We start from the raw sequence: 21,663 nt of genomic DNA on the forward strand, positions 1-21,663 counted from the left end.
CACTAATTTTCATCTCTTCATTAATTGTAGTAGCCCTAACTTCTAATGCCCCTCTAAATATACCTGGAAAAGCCAACACGTTGTTTATTTGGTTTGGAAAATCAGATCTACCAGTACCTACCACATAAGCTCCTGCCTCTTTTGCTTCATCAGGATATATTTCAGGTACTGGATTAGCTAATGCGAAAACTATTGGTTTTTTGGCCATTGTTTTTATCATTTCTTTATTTAATACATTAGGTGCTGATACTCCAATAAACACATCTGCTCCTTTTAAAGCATCTTTTAAAGCCCCTCTTAATCTTCCTTTATTTGATATTTTTGCAATCTCTTTTTTAGAGAAGTCTTTATCTTCTCTTCCTTCATATATGATACCACTTCTATCGCAAACTATTACATCTTTTATACCCGCTTTTATTAAAAATTTAGCAATAGCAATCCCTGCCGCTCCAGCTCCATTTACAACGGCAGTAACTTCTTTTAATTCCTTTTCTACAATTTTTAAAGCATTTATTAAAGCAGCCAAAGTTACAACTGCCGTTCCATGCTGATCATCATGAAAAACGGGTATATCCAAAATTTCGTCCAACTTTTTTTCTATTTCAAAACAGCGAGGTGCAGAAATATCTTCAAGATTTATGCCTCCAAAAGCAGGTGAAATATTCACCACAGTTTTTATAATTTCTTCAACATCTTGAGTAGCAAGACATATAGGTACTGCATCAACGCCTCCAAATTCTTTAAATAAAACTGCTTTTCCTTCCATAACAGGAAGAGCTGCTTGTGGCCCTATGTTGCCTAAACCCAAAACAGCTGAACCATCTGTTACAACCGCAACCATGTGGCTCTTTGCAGTATAGTCATATACTAAATCACTATTTTTATGTATCTCCTTACAAGGCTCTGCAACACCAGGAGTATAGGCTAAAGCTAAATCTTCATCAGTTTTTATTTTTACTTTGCTTACAATTTCCAGTTTGCCTTTATTTTTTTTATGGAGTTTTAAAGTTTCTTCTCTTATATTCATAAAGTCCTCCTCTATTACACGTATTTTCTTATATTATACCTTAAATAACCTTTAGAAAAAAGTTATTAACTGCAATAAAAATAAAGCCTGCAAAGGCAGGCTTTCAGCTTGTTGACAAAGTAAAAATTTTTTAAAATAGGATATTTTGCATCGTCACTCCGATGTTCCAAAGCGACAAAACTAAGCTTGACCTTCGGGTTCCGGCAGGGTCCCGGGCACATTCGACCTCCTGTCTCAGGTGCCCGCCTCCGCCATCCTTGGCTTCGGCCCTGCCTCCGCCCTCGGTCTCGCTAAGTTTTGTTAACGCTTTGTCACAAGTCGTGCCTTATGCAAAATATCCTATTTCCGAAAGTTTGTATACAGTCTAAAAGCCTGCAAAGACAGGCTTTATTTTTCCTTTTCTTTTATTTTCTTTCTTTCTTCTATTATCTTTTGTGCCACATTAGGTGGAGCTTCTTCATATCTTGCAAAAGTCATTTTGAAGTCTCCTCTTGCTTGTGTCAAAGACCTTAAATCTGTCGCATATCTATTCATTTCAGCCAAAGGCACTTCTGCTGTGATTACTTCTAAATTGTCTTTTGACTCCATGCCTAAAATTCTTCCTCTTCTCTTATTCAAATCCCCAATGATATCTCCCATGTATTCTTCAGGTACCACCACTTCTACTCTCATAATAGGTTCTAAAAGAACTGGATTTGCTTGTTCCATTCCCTTTTTAAAAGCAAGAGATGCAGCAATTTTGAAAGCCATTTCAGAAGAATCAACAGGATGGTAGGAACCATCTACCAAAGTAGCTTTAATGTTTACAACAGGATAACGAGCAAGCACACCTTCTTTCATACTTTCTCTCAAGCCTTTTTCTACTGCTGGAATATATTGTTTGGGAACAGCTCCACCAAAGATTTTATCTTCAAACTCAAATTCACTGTTGGGATTAGGCTCAAATTCAATCCACACATGACCATATTGCCCATGTCCACCTGTCTGTTTTTTATGCTTTCCTTCTACTTTGACTTTGCCTTTTATCGTCTCTCTATAGGGTACAATTGGGTCTGTCAAGGTGCATTCTACTCCAAACTTGTTCATCAACTTTTTAGAAATTACTTCTATATGCTGCTCTCCCATTCCGTAAACTATCATCTGACCCGTCTCTAAATTTTTTTCAACTTTAAAAGTCGGATCTTCCTCTTGCAACCTTTGGAGCCCATTGCTAATTTTCTCCTCATCCCCTTTGGATTTAGGTTCAATAGCAAGTGAAAGTGTAGGCTGTGGGAAATCGATAGGTGCTAATGTCACAAGTTTAGAAGGGTCACATAAAGTATCTCCTGTCATGGTATATTGAAGCTTTGCAACTGCTCCTATATCTCCTGCTACTAACTTAGATACAGGCATCTGCTTTTTACCTCTTAAAATGTAAAGCTGGCTTATTTTCTCTTGCATCTGCTTATTTGAGTTAAGCAGCATAGAATCAGAAGTCAAAGCACCTGATACAACCTTAAAAATAGAGAGTCTTCCTACATAAGGATCTGCTATAGTTTTAAATACAAATGCAGCTACTGGACCATTTTCTCTGACTTTTTCTCTTTCTATATCCAGAGGTGATGGCAAAAATTCCACAATAGCATCTAATAATTTATCTGCTCCAATATTTTTAAGGCTTGAACCGCATAAAACAGGCATTAACTCTCCAATTCTTATGCTGTTTTTGATCCCTTCTTTCATTTCTTCTTGTGTAAATTCTTCTCCGCCAAAGTACTTTTCCATTAAAGTTTCATCGTTTTCAGCAATGTTCTCAATCAATTCCTCTTTGGCCGATAAAACTTTATCCATCAAATCTGCCGGTACTTCTGTCTCCTTTACCCCTTTTTCATCGTAAACGTATGCTTTTTGAGTAAGAACGTCTACATAGCCTTTAAAACTTTGTTCGCTTCCAATAGGAAATGTCAGAGGAATAACCTTATTACTAAATTTCTCCCTCAATTGATTTAACGTTTTAAAATAATCTGCATTTTCTCTATCCATTTTGTTAATAAAAAATATAATAGGCAACTTATTCTTTTGAGCCAAACTAAACACTTTTTCAGTTCCCACTTCTACACCAGAAGCAGCACACACAGGTATTATAACACTGTCTACAACTCGCAAGCCACTTACAACTTCTCCAAAGAAATCAAAATACCCTGGCATATCTAATATATTAATTTTATACTCTCTCCATTCCACTGGAATTACTGATGTGGAAATAGATATCTGCCTGGCAATTTCCTCCGTGTCATAGTCAGATACAGTAGTGCCATTTTCTACGCGCCCCATTCTATCAATAACTTTTGTGTTGAAAAGGAATGCCTCAGTTAATGTAGTTTTACCGGCTCCACCGTGAGAAACTAATCCTACATTTCTTATTTGATTAGTTTTGTAATCCTTCATACATATCCCCCTATCTTATCGCAAATAATCTTTAATATTATTATTCTATACATTTTGAAATTTTCCTTTATTTTTTTGATATTTTTTTAATAAAAAATCTCTGGCAAAAGCCAGAGATTTACTCAATGTCTTTAATTATGTCCTCCATCATTTTTTGTATCTTTTCTGCCTCAGCAATATTTAGCACCTTTTCCGCTATTTCTTTTGCTCTTTCATATTCCACATTTCTGATGATATTTTTAACTGTAGGTATAGAAGTTGCACTCATAGAAAATTCGTCTAAGCCAAGTCCTAACAATATAACTGTAGCTAAAGGGTCACCTGCCATTTCACCGCACATGGCTGCAAATTTTCCTTCTTTGTGAGCCGCATCAATCACAAACTTTATAAGCCTTAAAATAGCTGGATTAAATGGCTGATAATAATCTTTTACGTGTTCATTCATTCTGTCAACAGCAAGGGTATACTGCGTCAGGTCATTAGTTCCTATGCTAAAGAAGTCCACTTCTTTAGCTAATATATCTGCAGTCACTGCAGCTGAAGGTATTTCCACCATTATACCTACCTTTATGTTTTTGTCATACTTTATGCCTTCTTTATCAAGCTCAGCTTTTACTTCATTTAAAACGATATTTGCTTTTCTTACATCTTCTATAGAAGATATCATAGGATACATTATGTGAATATTTCCATAAGCACTTGCTCTTAAAATTGCTCGTAATTGGGTCTTAAATATGTCTGTCTTATCCAAGCAAAGTCTTATAGCCCTATATCCCAAAAAAGGATTCATCTCTTTAGGCATATCAAGATAAGGAAGCTCTTTATCTCCGCCTATATCTAAGGTTCTTATAGTAACAGGCCGGCCTTCCATTTTTTCTGCAACTTCTTTGTAGGCTTCAAATTGCTCTTCTTCTGTAGGAAGAGTAGTTCTATCCATGTATAAGAATTCAGTTCTAAAAAGTCCAACCCCTTCTGCTCCATTGGCCAGCGCACTTTTTACATCTTTTGGAGTTCCTATATTTGCCGCTAACATGACTTTTTTGCCATCGGGAGTTATTGCAGGCAAATCTTTTAATTTCTTTAATTTCTCCACCTTTTTATCATAATTCTCTTTTTTAGCCTTATATTCGTTTATTGTATTTTCGTCAGGATTTACAATGACAACCCCTTCCAACCCATCTACTATTATGGTATCTCCATTATTAACTTGAGAGGTAACATTACCCAATCCTACTACAGCAGGAATTTCTAAGGAACGTGCCATTATAGCTGTATGAGAAGTTCTTCCGCCTACATCTGTAGCAAATCCTAAAACCATTTCTTTTTTCATAGTAGCTGTATCTGAAGGGGTTAAGTCTTTGGCTATAACTACCACTTGTTCATCAAGTTCAGAAAGATTCACGCTTTTTACTCCTAAAAGATTATTTATTATACGGCTTCCTACATCCCTTAAATCTACAGCTCTTTCTTTTAAATATTCATCATTTAGACTTTCCATTACAGAAGCATTTTGTTCAATTACTTTATTTACCGCATTATCAGCAGTTATAAGTTCAGTCTTTATCATGTTTTCTACCCCTTCAATAAGTTCGGGGTCACTTGCTAGCATTAAATGTGCCTCAAAAATTTCTGCCTTATCCTTCCCAAATTCTTTCAATGCATCTTCTTTAATTTTTTGTATTTGCTCCTTCGTCACTTCTAAAGCTTTCTTAAACCTTTCAATTTCGTACTCTACTTTTGATTCATCTATGTTTTTCATGTTGATTTCTGCTTTTTCTTTAGTATATAAGAAAACCTTCCCAATCGCTATCCCTGGGGATGCCGCAACTCCTTTTAGCATTTGTTAACCCTCCTTAAAATTAGTTCTAACGTCTATTATAACATAGTTTTCGTCCCAGTGTGAAACTTTTGCACAATAATAAAATAAAAAAATAAAGCAAATTTGACAAATCATTTTTTAGATAGCCGCAAAAGCAAAATCAGGAAAGGCAATCCCTTTCCTGACTCAGCAACCAGTTCTTTATTTATTAACCAATTTCAATGCTTCTTCAATAACAGCTTTAGCGTTTTTTATAGCTTTTTGAGCTTCAACTTTATAGATGGGCTTATCTTTAAATCGAGATTCTTCTTTAACTGCTACATCTGCTGCGAAAATAACAAGATCTGCTTCATCAACTTCCTTCTGAGTTATTTTATTCTCTATGCCAATTGAACCTTGCGTTTCAACTTTAATTTTGTGCCCAAGTTTTTTTGCTGCATTCTCTAATGCTTCAGCCGCCATATAGGTATGAGCAATACCTGTAGGACAAGCTGTAACTGCAACTATTTTCATATTCCATCCCTCTTTCTATAAAATTTTGTAAATTATTTACATAATCTTGAAACTATTTTTAGTTTTACTCAGCAACTTCACTTTCATCTTCAACTTCTTCAATAACAGGTTTTTTTAATGCATTTACCATTAATGCAGTAACCGCAATACCTATTAGTACAGCTACTATAAACATGATTTTATTATCTACAACCGGCAACACAATAGGTCCACCATGTGGTGCATGGTCTCCAACCTTCCCTATTGCTGCTACCGCAGCACCTATAGATGAGCCTACCATTATAGATGGTATTACTCTTAATGGATCGGCTGCAGCAAAAGGTATAGCACCCTCTGTAATACCAATCATACCCATCGCAAGTGCACCATATCCTGCTTCCTTTTCTGCTTTAGTGTACTTGTTGGGTGCTAACAATGTAGCAACACCCATCCCAAGCGGGGGAATGCATATTGCTACTGCTACTGGTCCCATAATTGTATATACGCCTTCTCCTATCATTGCTGCAGCAAATAAGAATGCAACTTTGTTTACAGGCCCTCCCATATCGAAAGCTATCATCGCACCCATTATCATTGCTAAAATCACAGCATTTCCTGTACTCATGGATTTTAACCAATTTGTCATAGCTGTCATTGCACTGCTTATAGGATTACCGAGTACATATATCATAAGAAAACCTACAATAAGTGCTGATAACAACGGGATTACAAAAATCGGCATTATAGGTCTTAAATTCTTAGGAACTCTCCAACTCTTTATCCACCTTGCAACATATCCTGCGATAAAACCTGCAATAATTCCACCTAAAAAACCTGCCTTCAACTGGTTTGCAAGCACTCCACCAACAAGTCCAGGAGCAAGTCCAGGTCTATCAGCTATTCCAAAAGCTATAAATCCTGCAAGAACTGGCACCATCATTGAAAAAGAAGCTGTACCAATATCCATCATACTTTTTAACACTGGATTTGTAACAACTGCACCTTTACCAGCCTGCACACCACTTAATGCAATTGAAAAAGCTATTAAAACACCACCTATGACAACTATAGGTATCATGTAAGATACGCCTGTCATTAAATATTCTCTAATCCTTTTTAATTCTTCCTTCATCGTATTTTTATCCTCCTTATCTATTTTATTTTTATTTATTTTTAACTTACTTGGATATCACTTAAAGCATTTAAAATTTCCTCGACAGTTACTGCTTTTTTTAGCATTTCAATAAAACTATCATTCATTAATTTTCGTGATAACTGTGACAATATCTTAAGATGAACATTATCCACATTTTCTTCAGGCACCCCTAAGAGAAAAATTAAATTGACAGGTTTGCCATCTAATGAATCCCATTCTATTCCATCAGTTGTTTTACCAAATACTATCATCGCCTCCTTTACAGCTTTTGATTTTCCATGTGGTATCGCGATTCCATTCCCCACCCCCGTTGTATATGCTTTTTCTCTATCAAACACACTTCTCGCATACTCCTCTACAGAAGTTATTTTCCCTTCTTTTTGCGCCAATTCCGCCAATTTTATAATTGCCTCTTCTTTGTTTTTTGCCTCAAGATTTAGTGTAACAAGATTTTTATTTATCAGCATCGTAAATTACCTCCAATAACTTTATAATTTCTTCTCTGTTTTTTGCTTTTTTTATATTTTCTACAAATTCCGGTGATTCAAGTTTATTATATAATTTTCTAAATATATACCTGGATTTTGCTATATCACTTTGAGTTAAAGATATCATAAATAACATATCTACCTTTTCTTCATCCCAAGCTATAGGATTTTTTAGTCTTACCACTGTAAAAACTGATTTATTAACATGTTCTGGTAAACCATGTGGAATTGCAATACCATTTCCTATAGCAGTAGAAGCTATTTTTTCTCTGGTTATAACATCTTGAATATATTCCTCCTTTACATATCCTTTTTTATGCAACTCCATACATACCTTATTTAATAAATCTTCTTTTTTTAGGTAAATACCGTCAACATCAAGTAACTGCGTATCGATTAAATTAGATCTTTTATTTAGAGCCTGTATAAATTCATCAAGCCGCTTTATATCATTTTGAGTTAATAAAGGACTTATATTTATAAAAGGTTTATTTATCTCAATAGGTACAGTAGAGATAACTATATCTATGTCATTTAAGATGCTCTCATGTAGCGAAACAGAAGAAACTATGTCTTTTATTTCTATCTGTTTAAAAGATTTCTCAAGCCTTGCCGCAAGAAGTTGTGCTGTTCCAATGCCAGTTGTACAAACAACCAGGGCTTTAAGTGGTTTTTTAGCTCGTTCAACTGCAGCACCTAAATGTAGTGCAATATAACCTATTTCCTCTTCTGCAACTTTTTTACCTAAATACTTCTCAAACACAACACTTGTCATCCATGCAACCCCATATATTTCAGGATAATTCTCTTTAATATCGTTTAATAGTGGATTTCTTAGTGTTAAACCATACTTGAGCCTATTTATAGTTGGTCTTAAATGTAGTATCAAACCATTTAACAATTGCTTATCATTGCTTAAATCAAGAGATAATGCCCTTTCAGCAATATTTATAATTTCTTTTGACATAATAACCGCTAGCTCAATACTTTCTTCATCTTCCAACTCTAAATTCACATCTTCAATTTTATTTTGCTGCATTTTAGTACCAATGATATGCAATACAATATATCCTATTTCTGATTCAGAAAGAACTACATTGAATTTCTCTTCAATCTCTTTCGCCATCTGTTGAGCTATCACATATTCATCTTTTTGCTTTAGATTATTTAAGACCGCCTTTGATAATTTAACATCTTTTTTATGCTTTAGTCTTTCGATAGAAATAGCTACATGTATAACCAAACTTATAAAAGCTTCATCCGAAAATCTAAATTTGAGTTTTGATTCAGCATTACTAACTATTTTTTCAAGTTGCTTGTAATCAATATCAAAAAGTTCCCTTAATTGCATTAATGTTCTATAATCTATCCTACCAGTGTAATCATTATATAAAAATTCTTTTAATTCTTTTTGTTCTTTAGTTAAAACAATTAAGCTTGCCACTGCATTTCGCCAATTCTCTTCATCGCCTACCACTTCAATGCCATAGTTAGGTTTTTTTAGAAGTTTTAGATTGAATTTGTTAAGCCATTTTTCAACACTTTGTAAGTCTTTGTGTATTGTAATCCTACTTACATAAAGTTCCTCAGCTAGTTCTTTTATAGTGACACTTCCTTTACTCATAAACAATCGCTTTAAAATGTAGTTTTTTCTTGCTTCAGGCGAAAAAGGTTCTTCAAAGTCTAAACTCTTTTTAATCTCATCAACAAGCTCAAGCTTTTTATTTCTAGGCCCCTCTAGTACAATACCTACTCTTGGTTTTTTGATAATTTTTACGCCTTTTTGTTGTACAAATTCTTCAGCTTTTTTTAAATCATTCCTTATTGTTTTATTCGATACTTTCAGTGTATTTGCGATATAATCAACCGTAAGTGGCTGTTCGCTATTTAAAAGCATATTTATAATCTCAAGTATCCTATCCATAATTAATCACCCTTTTACCACATTTAATGTGGTAACTATATTAACAAATTTATTTCAGCTTTCGATTAATATTATACCTAAAAAACGTTTATTTTCAAGGAATTTAAGTGTAACTTTTTATGCCTTATTAATGTGGTAAAACTTTATTAATTATTCAAATCAAGAGATAAAACAAAAAAGACCAGGAAAATATTCTCCCAGTCTTTTCTTTAAGCCTTTTTCACACTTCATATATGGCAATTTTGTTTCTTCCTTTACTTTTGCCACCTGCATATAAAGCTCTATCTGCATGGCTTATAAGTTTTTCTGCAGAATCAGCCTTTTCCGGATAATCTGCTACTCCACCCGTTATGGTTACATATATATCTCCTTTATCTGTCCTAATTGGCCTTGATAATACTTCATTTCTTATCCTCTCTGCAATCATATAGGCTTGTTCTGCAGTAAGTTTCGGCAAAATCACTGCAAATTCTTCTCCACCAAATCGCGCTACAATATCATCACTTCTCACATTGTTTTTTATCCGTTTTGCCACTTCCTTAAGTACTTCATCTCCAACTAAATGGCCATAAGTATCATTTATCAGTTTAAAATTATCCAAATCAAACATTATAAGGCTCACAGGCTCACTAGTCTCATCTGCCCTCATAATATTTTCCATTAATGCATCATTAAAATATCTTCTATTATAAGTCTTTGTTAAAGGATCAGTAATAGATTTTTTGGTGACTTCATAATATCGTTTAGCATTGGTTATCGCAACAGAAGCTTGATCTACGATTATCTCTATGATTTTAACAGAATCCTCATCAAACACATTTGTCTCTACATGCAACACCATAAGACATCCAATGACAGATCCCGAAAACCTTAAAGGAGCTACTACTACACTGCCATAGTTATTTAAAAATTGTTCTTTTAAAAATCTTTTATCCTGCTTTAAATCCTTAATTGCTATTGTTTTGTTAGAAGATATGCACTTTCCTATTATTCCCTCATCTTTGAAGTAATTTTCTTTAAAGCCTTCCTCTCCCTCTCTATTACCTATCGATTTTACTAAAGCAGCTACCCCATTAGAATCTGTCAAATATATTGCTGCTGCAGATACTGAAACAACTTGAGAAATAACTTCTATAATAGTATCTAATATTTGCTCCAACTCTAACTTCGAATTTATCATTTTAACCATCTCATATATAGCGTTAAGCCTTTTATTTGCCTTAATCAAATCTCTAATCATCCTAAAAGCATATGCTATGAATATAAGTGGAGTTAAAGATAACACAAAAAACAGAAGGCTATGTTTAAAATAAATATATGCAAGAAGTAAAGAAACAGGAATCATAACTATATAAGTACCCAACTCTAATAATACACTCTCATTCCAATACTCTTTAAACAAAATCTTCCCCTGTACTTTTAAAGCATAGTACAGTATAAAATTATTCAAAAGGAAACTTATTATGACGTAACTTAAAATATATTTAACTTGCGAAAAAGAAACTATGCCAATTTTTCCACCTATGAATTCATAAAACCATCCTGCCACTAAATATGCAATAGAAAACATTCCTCCATTTAAAAGCCCATTTTTTATCTTTTTTCTTACTACAATAGTATCAAACATAACAGAGGATACCATGAGAGTAGCCGCTCCAACCGTGCCAAAAATCAAAAAAGTAGTTATTCCTATTGTAGGGCTTAAAGATAATTTTATATCTGTATACATTATGCCAATATTATCCAAAATTATTGCGAAAGCTAATAAAATCAAAAAGACTCTCCAATCAATTCCAATACCACAGCAGTAAAGTGCCCACACAAATAATATACTTCCTATTGTAATTAAGGTTATATTAAAAACCAGTTCCCTGTACTTCCCCATACTAATCCCCTCGTTTTTCCGAATCATATTAGTATTCTACATTTATTTCAAAAATCCTTCTTGGGCTGATAAGGTTTATAAAATTGATCACATTTATTTATCAGAGCCAATTGTACCACAAATCCCCATCATAATATGTCGAATCTTGTACTTCCTTTTAAATATTTATAAAAAACCTTCTGTAGCAATTGCTACAGAAGGTTTTTTATAAATATCAACCGCATTTAGAATAGCCACAGTTTTTACACACCACACAACCACCTTCATGCTCTATTGGGCTGCCACACTCAGGGCAAAACTTTTCTTCGTCTAATAAGTCAGCTTCACTCAATGCAACTTCTTCTTTAGGGTCATCTTCATCGCCATTATGATTATTTTCATATATAGGTACATCGATAGGTGCAAATTGCTGCTCCTCTTCCACCCGGATTTTCATCACTTTCTCAATAACCTTGCCAATAGCATCAGGGCAAGATAACACTTTTATTTCTTTGTTTGTAGCCATTTGCCTTAAAGTAGAATGACATCTTATACCTTTTAATTGCTCTACAATTGTCTTAGCATCAATGCCTGAGCGCAATGCTATAGATATAAGCCTACTTGTAGCTTCTGACTGTGAAGGACATCCACCTGCTCTTCCAAGATTTGTAAATACTTCACATATGCCTTGGTCATCATAATTAACTGTTATATAAAGATTTCCACAACCTATTCTCACTTTTTCAGTTATTCCTCTTGTCACAGGAGGTCTTGGCCTTGGTCTTAAAGGTTCATTTTTAGTTTGCTCTTCTTTAGGTTTTGCTTCTTCTTTTTTCTCTTTTATGCCCAAATTCAATACTTGCGATTCACGACTTCCATCTCTGTATATAGTAACCCCTTTGCAATCAAGTTCATAGGCAAGAAGATAAGTTCTTCTAACATCCTCTACTGTAGCTTCATTTCTAAAGTTCACCGTTTTAGAAACTGCATTGTCAACATGTTTTTGAAAAGCTGCCTGCATTTTAACATGCCACTCAGGGTCAATATCATGAGCTATCACAAAAACTCTTTTAACATCTTCTGGTATACCCTTTATGTCTTTTAGACTTCCCCTTCGAGCAATTTCTCGCATCAGTTCTTCTGAATAAAATCCTCTTTCAATGGCAACCTCTTTAAATACAGGGTTTACTTCCACCAGTTCTGTATTATCCATAACATTTCGCGTCATAGCTATTGCAAACACCGGTTCTATGCCACTAGAAGTACCTGCAATGATAGATATGGTGCCAGTCGGGGCAATAGTAGTAGTTGTAGCGTTTCGAATTTTTATACCCATTTTTTTGTAAATACTCTTATCATAGAAACCAAAGGTACCTCTTTGTTCTGCTAACTTAATCGATGCTTCTTTGGAAGTTTCATCAATAAACTCCATCAATTCTTCGCCCAGTTTTACAGCCTCATCAGAATCATAAGGTATGCCAAGTCTTAAAAGCATGTTAGCAAATCCCATTACGCCAAGACCTATTTTTCTTGTCCCTTTTGTCATTTCTTCAATTTGCGGAAGAGGATATTTATTAGCATCTATTACATTATCCAAAAAATGCACTGCATCATAGACCGTTTCTCTAAGTTTGTCATAATCTATTACGTATCTACCTTCTACCTTTTTTAACATATTTTCAAGATTAATTGAACCTAAGTTACAGGATTCATAAGGAAGAAGTGGCTGTTCACCGCAGGGATTGGTAGACTCAATCTCTCCAACTTCGGGGGTAGGATTTTTCTCATTTATTCTGTCTAAAAATACAATACCCGGTTCCCCATTTCTCCAAGCCATTTCTACAATCAGGTCAAAGACTTCTCTTGCTCTTAATCTATTTACAACCTTACCCGTATGAGGATCTATTAGATCGTATTCCCTATCTTCCTCAACAGCCTTCATAAATTCTTCTGTAATAGCCACGCTTATATTAAAATTTGTTATTTCATTGTTGTCTTTTTTACACTGTATAAACTCCAATATATCAGGGTGGTCTACACGCAGAATCCCCATGTTTGCTCCTCTTCGGGTACCACCTTGTTTCACCGCTTCTGTCGCTGCATTAAAAACTTTCATAAAACTAACAGGTCCTGATGCAACGCCTCCAGTGGATCTGACTGTAGCTCCCTTGGGTCGTAAGCGAGAAAAGCTAAATCCCGTACCCCCACCACTTTTGTGAATAATTGCCGCGTACTTTACCGCGTCGAAAATCTCTTCCATAGAATCTCCCACAGGAAGAACAAAACAGGCAGAAAGCTGACCTAATGGCCTACCGGCATTCATTAACGTAGGAGAATTAGGTAAAAAGTCCAGAGCTACCATCATATCATAAAATCTCTTCTTTACTGCTTCTACATCAGCATTTTTGTCATAGATTAAATCCACTTCAGCGATAGTCTTTGCAACCCTTTCAAACATTTCCTCAACTGTCTCAATAGGCTTGCCATTTTCATCTTTAGCTAAATACCTTCTCTCCAGAACCTTCCTCGCATTCTCAGTAATTTTCACAGGAAATTCCTCCTCTTATGTAAAACCACAATATTTTGTATGTTACTTATTAAATTATACATTTTATTGTGGATTCTGCAACCTCCAAAACTATCCGATTAACTTTATTATCTCCCTTTACTATTAATTTTCGTTTAAAAGCTTAATAAATTAAACGAATTTAAAAAACCCGGCACAATTACCGGGACAAAATATTAACAATTTCCTCAATTATGTTTTTATCATATTTCCCTTTAAGATAATCTCTTTTCCACTCTCCTTCTCCACTTTTTGCAAGTTCTTTTACTATTTCAGGCCTTTCAATCCAATGACCAATTTCTTTAAAATCTTTATTCATAAATACAAAAGTGGGTATTTTAGCTTTACCATCTATATAATAAGGTTTCATGTGCTCTTCGTTATCTTCTCTTTTTAAAATTCTCAGTTTAAAATTTTTATTATAACTTGCGATTTTTGCAACTATAGGCACATTAACTTGAGAATCAGGACACCAACTCTCAGCAAATGCCAAAATATTTATCTCATCTTTAAATTTTATTTTCTCTATCAAGTCTTCATCTAAAACTGTCTTTTCATATCTCTCTTTTATTCTTTTAGCAATGTTCTCCTCCGATTCTTTTACAAATTCCTCAAAAGTTATTCCTTTTTCAAACAATTCTCTCAAAATTTATTTCACCTCTTTCAATCACTGCCTCTTAAATAATGACCCTAAAACTGTTTTAGCTCCAGAAACAGTAATACCTAAAAAGCTACTATTCCTTGTAAGAATCTCATCTAAAGCATCTACAACTTTGTCAATTTGCTCTTTTGTCACAATTAAAGGAGGCTCTAATCTTATTACATTTGGATTATTCAAAGTGTAAGCCGTTATAATTCTGTGTTTATTTTGAAGCTCTCCAGCAATTAAAGAGCCGAGATATTCACTTGAAAACTTTGAGATAGCTCCTCCAGAAATCTTGTCAAGAAGTCCACCTTCTGGTTGATTAAACTCTACTCCTATTAAAAGCCCCTTTCCTCTAACATCTTTTATAAGTTTTGGATGTTTTTCTTTTAATTCTTTCAGTCGACCTAAAAAGTATCCACCTTTTTCTTTTGCAGCATCAGGAAGCTTTTTCTCTATAATAGCTTGTATTGAAGCAATCGCAGCTGCACAAGCATAGGTATTACCGCCAAAAGTAGAAGTATGTAAAAGAGCTTTTTCCATAGTCCCATAAGCTTTTTGCCATATCTCCTCTGTGGTTATATAGGCACCGATAGGCATAACTCCTCCACCTAAAGACTTCGCAAGGCACATTATGTCTGGAACTACTCCTTCGTGCTCACATGCAAACATTTTTCCTGTTCTTCCAAACCCAGTTTGCACCTCATCTAAAATCAAATAAGCATCATACTTAGTACAGAGCTCTCTTACCTTTTTCAAATATCCCTCAGGAGGAACGATAACTCCGCCTTCCCCTTGGATAGGCTCTACTATAAAAGCAGCAACATCTCTACCTTTCAAAGCTTCCTCCAAAGCTTTTTCATCTCCAAATGGAATAGGAACTGTCTCCGGCACAAGTGGTTTAAAATACTTTTGATATTTTTCTCGTCCCGTCACTGAAAGGGCACCCATGGATTTGCCGTGAAAAGAGTTTTGGCAGTAAACTATTTTTTGTTTCCCTGAAGCAATTTTAGCAAGTTTTAAAGCTCCTTCTACTGCTTCTGCACCACTGTTACAAAAAAAGCTCCTTTTAAGATTCCCTGGTGTCACTTTTGCAAGATTATGAGCAAGAACCCCCGGCAAATTTCCAATAGCCGCTTGCAATATATTAGGCATATCTTTTACTTTTTCTACAGCTTCGATAACCTCATCGGGGTTATGCCCTAAATTTAAAGCACCATAACCTCCTAAAAAATCATAATACTCATTTCCTTCATTATCCCATACTGAAACTCCTTTAGCTCTTACAAAAAGTTTATCAAACTGAAGCATTGAAAGCATAGAGACAAACACTGAATTTATGTATTCTTTGTAATTTTCTCTGACTTGATTTTTGTTCAAAGTAAGTGCCTCTTCTAAAGTGATATATTCTGGAATGTCGTCTTTCACTTTCCCCTTTGTTCCTTCATACATTTTTCATCTCTCCTTTATCTTTAATGTCTGTGGTGGTGATGATGGTGATTATGGTCATGTCCACAATGGTTGCAACTATTTTCAGCATATTTAATACTATCCAACTCTCTTTTAACCCTTTCCCGTATTTCCTTAACATATTCTTGCCTTAACCTCTTCTGCTCTTCCTTCTCTTCTTCAGTCAGTCCTTCTGTTTGTGATTTGTGATAAAGGAAATTTATTCTATCTATCATCTCTTTTGTTATCATTGCTTCACCTCGTCGAATAAATTTTGACAAATATATTATATTCCTTTTTCCCAAAAAACAAAAGAATTTTTATAAAGTAATGGATATGACCATCACTTTTATGATATTATAACAATATAGTAGCAAATATTTAAGGAGGTTTTTGTAATGCCTTTAATTTGGATACTTTCCCTAATATTGTTGTTTCCTTTTTTGATATTTACATTTTTTGTGCAGGCAACAACTTTTTCTTTTGCAAAATTGGGATTATCTCCCCAAATGGCAGTTTTTGTTTTTAGTTTATCTTTAATAGGAAGTGTGATCAACATTCCTATATCTCGAAAAAAAATTATTGTCCATGAAGAAGAGCGGTATTTTTCCCCATTCCTTTTTTACTATCCCCCACGAGTGCAAGAGCAAGTAATTGCAGTAAACGTAGGGGGAGCTGTAGTTCCCGTCATTCTCAGTTTGTACCTTTTGCCGAGAGCACCACTACTCCCAACTATAATAGCTACTATAATAGTTACAATTGTAGCAAAAGCACTAGCTAAACCTGTACAAGGAGTAGGCATTACCCTCCCTGCCTTTATACCGCCTCTTGTGGCAGCTGCCTCTGCAATTTTATTATCTCCCCACAATGCAGCACCTGTTGCATATATCTCGGGAGTTTTAGGCACATTAATTGGAGCAGACCTTTTAAATTTGCCTCACTTTAAAGATTTAACCTCTCATGCCATAAGTATAGGAGGCGCAGGTATATTTGATGGAATCTTTTTAGTAGGTGTAGTAGCCGCTTTATTAGCTTAAAAAACGCCCTACTGTGAAAGTGGGGTGTTTTTATTTTACTTTAAATACTTATTAAACCACTCTGTTATCTCTTTAAGCCTTCTTATCCTATGTTTAGGCTTGCCACTTCTTGAAAGCTCATGATTTTCACCGTGGAAAAGTACCAGTCTTGATTCCACACCAAAATATTTAAGAGCACTAAACATTTGCAAAGCTTCTGCCATCCAGCATCTATAGTCCTCATCTGAATGCAAAAACAAAGTAGGTGTTTTTACTCTATCTGCGTATTTTAAAGGCGAATGTTCCCAATACTTTTCAAAATTGTCCCATGGAGTTCCTCCTATTTGGTCAGGAACAAAATAATAACCTATATCTGTCGTTCCAAATTCTGTTGTCCAATTAGATATACTTCTTTGAGAAACAGCTGCTTTGAATCTATCTGTGTGGCCTATAATCCAGTTTGTCATAAATCCTCCATAAGAACCACCTGTTACTCCTACTCTTGAAGAATCAATGTCTTTGTAGTGTTGCAGCACATAATCTGTAAATTTTATTATGTCCTCATAATCTACTGTGCCGTATCTACCTCTTATATCAGCAAACTCATTGCCCCTTCCATCGCTTCCTTTAGGATTGCAGAAAAACACAAAATACCCTTCTGCTGCCCAGTATTGCATTTCGTGAAAATAAATTTCCCCATATACAGTTTTAGGTCCTCCATGGATATCCAATATTGCAGGATATTTTTTGTCTTCTTCATAGTCTATAGGCTTTATAACCCAACCATCTATAAAATGACCTGGTCTTATCTCTACTTCTACTCTTTCAGGCTTTGAAAGTTTCTTTTCCTTCTGCACCCATTCATTAAAGTCAGTAATCTGTATCTCTTGCCCGTCTTTGTACTCATAGAGCTCTTGTAGCTTTAATCCTCTAAAACCGATAAAAAGAATATCATCGCCACATACATCAAACATATCCACAGATCCATCTTTTTCTATCACTTTTTCTATTTTCCCTTCTAAATTTATCCTGTTAAGATAAGCACTGTACCTCTCTGTAGATATGAAGTACAAATAATCTCCTTCTGCTTTAAAACTAAAGCCTGAACCGTACCTCACATCAGAGTTTACAGAATTTCCTAAACTCATATCGAGCTCAGGGGTTATGCACCTTCTTTCGCCTGATTCCTCTTCCAAAACATAGAATTTGCTGTTTTCATTTATACCGTATTTTTTCATATCTGTTCCAGCGCATATTATCTTATCTCCTAAAAAATCCACATACCTATAGGAAAAATCTGAATCCTTATTCACTTTCTTAAGTTCTCCAACCTTTAAATTGTATATATAAACATCACTTGTCAAAGGCATTTTATCCTTATAACTTTTTCCTATAAACACAGCTTTTGTCTTATCTTTGTTGAGCTTTAAAGAATACACATCAGTGTATTCATCTGTTATAGGCTGCAATTTATTATCACTTAATTTATAAACATAGAGCCTTCCCCTGTCTTTATTGATGACTCCTTTGCCATTCGCCCAAAAAGGAATCTCATCAAATACTTCGTAATCTTTCTCCTCTTTTCTCCTTTCAAGCTCTTTTTTCTTCTCCTCCTCACTCAAACCCTCCAAATCCTTTTTATTCACATTATAAAGTGCAATCAAGAGAAAAGTATCGTCATCAACAGGCAAAATCTCTGTAACCTTTTTAGGTATCACAAAAGCCTCAACAGCTTCTCCTCCATGTATATTAATCTTGTAGTACTTTGTAAATTCCTCTCCACTTTCTGCCTTTTCTTTGTCCTTTGGATTTCTGCTACCTGCAAAAAGTACGTAATCATCGTCAAGCCATACAAATCCTCTCTCCTCATTAAAGGAAGTCAGCTGAAAATATTTTTTAGTCTTTGTATCCAAAACCCATATGTTAGACAAATACTTGTTCTCCTCAACGTCTATTCTATGTACCACAAATGCTGCACAGCTACCACTTGGCGAATATTTTAATCCTGACAAAAATTTAAATTTTGTAAAATCTTCTAATTGTAACTTCTCCATTAAAAACGCCCCCTAATAAAATGTTTTCAAAATTATTATAGCACAAAAACACAAAAATTCCTAAAGGCTGTCCCTGTACTGCGTTGGAGTAAGACCGGTGTACTTTTTAAATATCTGTGAAAAATATTTCTCATCTCCAGGAGTAAACTTAGGTTCCTGGAATCTTGGTGAAAGTTATGCCCATGAAATAATAGGCGATTTTAACAACTACACAATCGGCTTTTTTGGCTGAAATATAGTATTAGATACAATGGGAGGACCTAATCACGTCAAAAACTACTGCGATGCTCCTATCATTGTGGATACAGAGAAAAAAGAAATTTTTTACCAAAGTTCCTACTACTATATAGGGCATTTTCCCAAATTCATAAAGTCCGAGCCAAAAACAATAAGACCTGAAACCAACGATCTAAGGTTAGAAATCCTTTCAGCCAAAACCCCTGATGGGAAAATAATTGTGGTAGTGATGAATAAGACAGAAGAAGACAGTGATATACTCATTAACACAGGAAATACGCTTTATAATGCACCTTCTATTAAGAGGTCTATTGAGACTTTTGTAATTTAAGTAGAAAGAATAAGGCACCAATCCAAAATCAATCTAATTGGTGCCTTAACTTTCTAATGATTCAATTACTTTCAACACCCTCTGTCTTATTTTCTCATCTTCTGGATATATTTTTGAACATTTTCATTTTCACAGCATTTCGATTTTTTATGAGCTGTTCATTTTAAACTATAAATCTTTCTTTTTCATTTCTCTGGTATTTCACACAAAATTTTTATACAGCTTCTTCTGAAGCCTCCATCTCTTTTTTCTCATCAATCCCATAATTGTACATATAATAGAAATACCCCCTCTTATCTAATAGTTCATCCAATGTGCCTCTTTCAATGATTTCTCCATCTCTCATTACAAATATTTCATCATACTTTTTCAGTATCTCTGGGGTCAATTTATGGGTTACAGCAAGTACTGTCGCATCTAAATTTATAAGCGTCCTCTCTATATCGCTCGCCGTAACTTTATCTAAAGCCGCCGTAGCTTCGTCTATCAGCAGTATTTCCGCTTTCTTGATTAGTGCTCTTGCAATTGCTATCCTCTCTCTCTCCTCCTGATAGCTCTACTTCCCCTTCTCCTACTATTGTATCGAGTCCTTTGGGAAGTTTCTCAACAACCTGAATTAAACCAGATTGTCTCAATGCCTCATTGAGTTCTTCTTCACTGCATTCACTGTAAAGGCAAATGTTATTCTTTAATGTGTCACCAAACATAAAGACATCCTGCTGTATAATACTAACTTTCCTGTAATAGGAAGCAGGGTCAAATTCTCTTATATCTATTCCATCAATGAGCACTTGCCCATCATAATCTGTAATGTGATTTAATAGCACTCTAAGTAGCGTGGTCTTTCCACATCCACTTTCTCCAACTAATGTATACTTTTTGCCTTTATCAAGCTTTATGTTTATGTTTGACAAAGCATTCCTCTTCCCATCGTAGGAAAAGGTTAGGTTTTTGATTTCCATCGAATTTCTAAATTCAAAGGGTTTATCTCCCTGTGAGACTTCCTCTTCGCTTACATCTATCACTTCTTTTTGTATTTTATCTGCCATTTTCTTCACAGACTTCATCTTTGTTATATATACAGATGTATAAACTAAAGGATTTACTATGTAGTTCATAAGTTGTACAGCGGCAATCATAGAACCTACTGTTATGTAACCTCTTAAGACCAAATATGTGGCTACGAGAATATTTACAAAAAACATCGCAAATCCTGACACAATAGATAAAGCTCCTTGAAATCCTTGAAATGCATCGGATTTATACCCTGCCATTTCTGCATCTTTGTTATCTTTTGATGCCATATTGAGGATTTTATTCTCAATGTTAAAAGCTTTTATTACTTCAAATCCCTGAGCCATCTCTTTTATCCTGGTGGTAAACCTTTCAAGCTTTTTAAGGTACTGCCCCTTTAGTTCCTGATTTATTTTTGTGAAAAACTGAGGCACAATCACTGGAACCCAGCCAAAAATGAAAATGACTATAGTGAGATAAACGTTTATTCGAAGTATCAAATATAAAGACACAACAAATAGTAAAATGTCTTCCATAATGCTAATCAGACTTGTTAAGTAATTATTCTCTATCATCCTCACATCATTGCTAAGTAAAGATATCAATTCTGAACTTGTGATTTTTCTTCTTCTAGAGTTTATGAAGCTTTCTATAATGGATTGTTTGTAGTCTATCAGCACTTTCTTGTTAAAAGCTGCCGAAGCTGCCTTTGACAAGGTTTCAGCTGTAAATACTGCTATTAAAAACCCTACTGAATACCATATTAAAGCAGAAATACTGTAATTTAAATTTCCAACTGATGTGTCAACAATTATTTTAAAAAGTATCGCCAGTAAGGCTTTAAGGGCTGATACAAAAATTACAAGTATTGCGTTTACCAGAATTAAAAACTTATACTTTAAGATGTATTTCTTTATTGTCTCCATTTATATACCCTCCCTGGAATAAAGTTGCAATATCAAATTAAACTTTCCCCTTTAAATTAAGACAACTCGTTTTTTATACAAGCTGAAGTTGCGCCATATATGTCAGTATCCCAAACAAAAAAGTGAATATCATCAATAAAGCCACAACTTTTTCAATTTTATCCTAACATTCTTATCTCTCCCAGTAAAATAGCAAAAATGTCTATAAATTTTCCTGATATTTCATTTTG

Annotated in this window: 15 protein-coding genes and 2 pseudogenes; 2 read left to right on the plus strand and 15 right to left on the minus strand. The window is 34.6% G+C overall.

Annotated elements, in window-relative coordinates; translation table 11 throughout:
* The 12 genes from I4N53_RS01830 to I4N53_RS01885 form a co-directional block, all read right to left on the minus strand.
* Positions 1-1,027, minus strand: a 1,027-nt coding sequence (locus I4N53_RS01830; protein ID WP_370623295.1) for an NADP-dependent malic enzyme, incomplete at its 3' end; no start/stop codon positions are given.
* A gap of 387 nt (positions 1,028-1,414) precedes the next feature.
* Entirely contained in the window at positions 1,415-3,454 is a 2,040-nt protein-coding gene (gene fusA, locus I4N53_RS01835) for an elongation factor G (protein WP_214495450.1), read from the minus strand.
* Between the two features lie 118 nt (positions 3,455-3,572).
* Complete coding sequence (ptsP, locus tag I4N53_RS01840) at positions 3,573-5,294, minus strand: phosphoenolpyruvate--protein phosphotransferase (RefSeq protein WP_003868416.1); 1,722 nt, start codon at positions 5,292-5,294, stop codon at positions 3,573-3,575.
* Positions 5,295-5,474: 180 nt separating this feature from the next.
* The gene (locus I4N53_RS01845) at positions 5,475-5,786 is read right to left on the minus strand and encodes a PTS fructose transporter subunit IIB (protein WP_003868415.1); all 312 of its coding nucleotides are present in this window, start codon (positions 5,784-5,786) and stop codon (positions 5,475-5,477) included.
* A gap of 64 nt (positions 5,787-5,850) precedes the next feature.
* Positions 5,851-6,897: a PTS fructose transporter subunit IIC gene (locus I4N53_RS01850; protein ID WP_029687909.1), complete on the minus strand. Its 1,047-nt coding sequence runs from the start codon at positions 6,895-6,897 to the stop codon at positions 5,851-5,853.
* A gap of 41 nt (positions 6,898-6,938) precedes the next feature.
* Positions 6,939-7,388: a PTS sugar transporter subunit IIA gene (locus I4N53_RS01855; RefSeq protein ID WP_029687908.1), complete on the minus strand. Its 450-nt coding sequence runs from the start codon at positions 7,386-7,388 to the stop codon at positions 6,939-6,941.
* Positions 7,375-9,333 carry a BglG family transcription antiterminator gene (locus I4N53_RS01860; protein ID WP_214495451.1) on the minus strand — a complete coding sequence of 653 codons (1,959 nt, stop codon included), beginning with the start codon at positions 9,331-9,333 and terminating at the stop codon, positions 7,375-7,377. The genes I4N53_RS01855 and I4N53_RS01860 overlap by 14 nt, the downstream gene beginning before the upstream one ends.
* Before the next feature lie 220 nt (positions 9,334-9,553).
* Positions 9,554-11,218 carry a sensor domain-containing diguanylate cyclase gene (locus tag I4N53_RS01865; RefSeq protein ID WP_214495452.1) on the minus strand — a complete coding sequence of 555 codons (1,665 nt, stop codon included), beginning with the start codon at positions 11,216-11,218 and terminating at the stop codon, positions 9,554-9,556.
* 214 nt (positions 11,219-11,432) lie between these two features.
* Complete coding sequence (locus tag I4N53_RS01870) at positions 11,433-13,745, minus strand: vitamin B12-dependent ribonucleotide reductase (protein WP_214495453.1); 2,313 nt, start codon at positions 13,743-13,745, stop codon at positions 11,433-11,435.
* A gap of 178 nt (positions 13,746-13,923) precedes the next feature.
* Entirely contained in the window at positions 13,924-14,409 is a 486-nt protein-coding gene (locus I4N53_RS01875) for a thioredoxin family protein (RefSeq protein ID WP_214495454.1), read from the minus strand.
* A 21-nt stretch (positions 14,410-14,430) separates the two neighbouring features.
* Entirely contained in the window at positions 14,431-15,858 is a 1,428-nt protein-coding gene (locus I4N53_RS01880) for an aspartate aminotransferase family protein (protein WP_214495455.1), read from the minus strand.
* Between the two features lie 20 nt (positions 15,859-15,878).
* A complete protein-coding gene (locus tag I4N53_RS01885) occupies positions 15,879-16,106 on the minus strand; it encodes a DUF896 domain-containing protein (RefSeq protein ID WP_003871309.1) in 228 nt (75 codons plus the stop codon).
* A gap of 147 nt (positions 16,107-16,253) precedes the next feature.
* Here I4N53_RS01885 and I4N53_RS01890 point away from each other — a divergent pair, with 147 nt between their 5' ends.
* Positions 16,254-16,892 carry a DUF1614 domain-containing protein gene (locus I4N53_RS01890; RefSeq protein WP_003871308.1) on the plus strand — a complete coding sequence of 213 codons (639 nt, stop codon included), beginning with the start codon at positions 16,254-16,256 and terminating at the stop codon, positions 16,890-16,892.
* A 35-nt stretch (positions 16,893-16,927) separates the two neighbouring features.
* On the opposite strand, the gene I4N53_RS01895 is transcribed toward I4N53_RS01890, so the two are convergent.
* Together I4N53_RS01895 and I4N53_RS12595 are read right to left on the minus strand one after the other, a co-directional pair.
* Positions 16,928-18,925, minus strand: coding sequence for a S9 family peptidase (locus I4N53_RS01895; protein ID WP_214495456.1), 1,998 nt, complete (start codon positions 18,923-18,925; stop codon positions 16,928-16,930).
* A 60-nt stretch (positions 18,926-18,985) separates the two neighbouring features.
* Positions 18,986-19,057, minus strand: a pseudogene (locus I4N53_RS12595) (AraC family transcriptional regulator); the annotation flags it as partial.
* Between the two features lie 118 nt (positions 19,058-19,175).
* On the opposite strand from I4N53_RS12595, the gene I4N53_RS01905 reads away from it, so the two are divergent.
* Positions 19,176-19,493, plus strand: coding sequence for a glycoside hydrolase family 30 beta sandwich domain-containing protein (locus I4N53_RS01905; RefSeq protein ID WP_370623292.1), 318 nt, complete (start codon positions 19,176-19,178; stop codon positions 19,491-19,493).
* Positions 19,494-19,707: 214 nt separating this feature from the next.
* Here the strand turns inward: I4N53_RS01905 and I4N53_RS01910 are convergent.
* Positions 19,708-21,433 (minus strand): annotated as a pseudogene (locus I4N53_RS01910) (ABC transporter ATP-binding protein).
* Positions 21,434-21,663 lie beyond the last annotated feature (230 nt).

Origin of the sequence: Thermoanaerobacter sp. CM-CNRG TB177, assembly GCF_018588165.1 — a bacterium.
In the GTDB taxonomy this organism is placed as follows: domain Bacteria; phylum Bacillota; class Thermoanaerobacteria; order Thermoanaerobacterales; family Thermoanaerobacteraceae; genus Thermoanaerobacter; species Thermoanaerobacter thermocopriae.